The sequence below is a fragment of the Aeromicrobium piscarium genome (genome assembly GCF_007421815.1).
GTDB lineage: Bacteria > Actinomycetota > Actinomycetes > Propionibacteriales > Nocardioidaceae > Aeromicrobium > Aeromicrobium piscarium.
Genome location: NZ_VLNT01000042.1, coordinates 1 through 1,061 on the forward strand (window position 1 = coordinate 1; position 1,061 = coordinate 1,061).

The window sequence follows — 1,061 nt, forward strand, 5'->3', positions numbered from 1 at the left end:
TGGTGCGTGAGCCGGGTGTCGAGGTCACCGAGGACGAGCTGGTCGCGTGGGGCAAGGAGCAGTTCGCGGCGTACAAGTACCCGCGGATCGTGGAGTTCCGCGACGAGCTGCCGATGACCTCCACCGGCAAAATCCTCAAACGCGAACTCAGCTGACGGAGCAGGCGGCGACGCAACCGCTCCTGGACAGTCGTGATCGCGGCTGTGCTTCGCGGGTGCGATGGGCCGAGGAGGACCCGGTGGTAGGCGTCTCGCGTCGGCGAGAGGTTGGCCAGCCATGGCGGCACCTCGGGCGGCCGACGGTGGCGCCAGGTGGGATCCTCACCGGCGAGCCGACGTAGACCCATCGGCGCGGGTGGCGATCAGGGGCGAAGGTCAGTAGCGTCGCGATATGCCCGGACCCAAGCATCATGTGATCAGCTACATCGAGTTCGGGGTCACCGATCTCGCCGCGGCTCGCGACTTCTACACGGCGGCTTTCGGGTGGGAGTTCAACGACTACGGCCCGGCGTACAGCGGGATCAGATCACCGGACGGTGAGGGCGAGATCGGGGGTCTGGCCGCTGGCTCGGCATCTGGCGGCGACGGTCCCCTCGTGCTGTTGTTCTCGGAGGACCTGGACGCCACCGTCGAGGCGGTCCGGAATGCAGGCGGGACGATCGCGGCGGGACCCTACGACTTTCCGGGCGGGCGTCGGTTCGAGTTCGTCGATCCGAGTGGGAATCGGCTGGGTGTATTCGCCGAGTCATAGGTCTGTTCGCTGAACGTCGCGTTCGTGGTGAGGCCATCTATGGACCGCTTCACGACGTGGACGCCTGGTCTGATGGTGACGAAGGATGTGCCTCGGCGGTTGCTATGACCACCAAGGAGTCACATCTTCCGTACCCCCCGGCAGTCCGCCGAAAAAGCCCGCCACCATCTCTTGATGTTCGAACGCTTGTTCGATACTATAGGTGTATGAGTTCGGGGGATCTGGCGTGGCGGCTGCGGGAGACCGCAGCGTTGTTGGATGCGTTCGCGCCTTCGACGGATGCGTTGCGGGTGCTGGAAGAGGTGCGGAAT

Annotated in this window: 2 protein-coding genes; both read left to right on the forward strand. The window is 65.1% G+C overall.

Features of this window, described 5'->3' with window-relative positions; genetic code table 11:
- Nucleotides 1–2: 2 nt before the first annotated feature.
- Nucleotides 3–155, forward strand: coding sequence for an AMP-binding enzyme (locus FNM00_RS18645; protein WP_342778548.1), 153 nt, complete (start codon nt 3–5; stop codon nt 153–155).
- Nucleotides 156–390: 235 nt separating this feature from the next.
- The gene (locus tag FNM00_RS18650; RefSeq protein WP_143915033.1) at nt 391–750 is read left to right on the forward strand and encodes a VOC family protein; all 360 of its coding nucleotides are present in this window, start codon (nt 391–393) and stop codon (nt 748–750) included.
- Nucleotides 751–1,061: the final 311 nt, after the last annotated feature.

Bases quoted from the DNA above. Each gene is read 5' to 3' on its own strand.
- FNM00_RS18650 (WP_143915033.1), top strand. From the start codon at position 391: ATGCCCGGACCCAAGCATCATGTGATCAGCTACATCGAGTTCGGGGTC.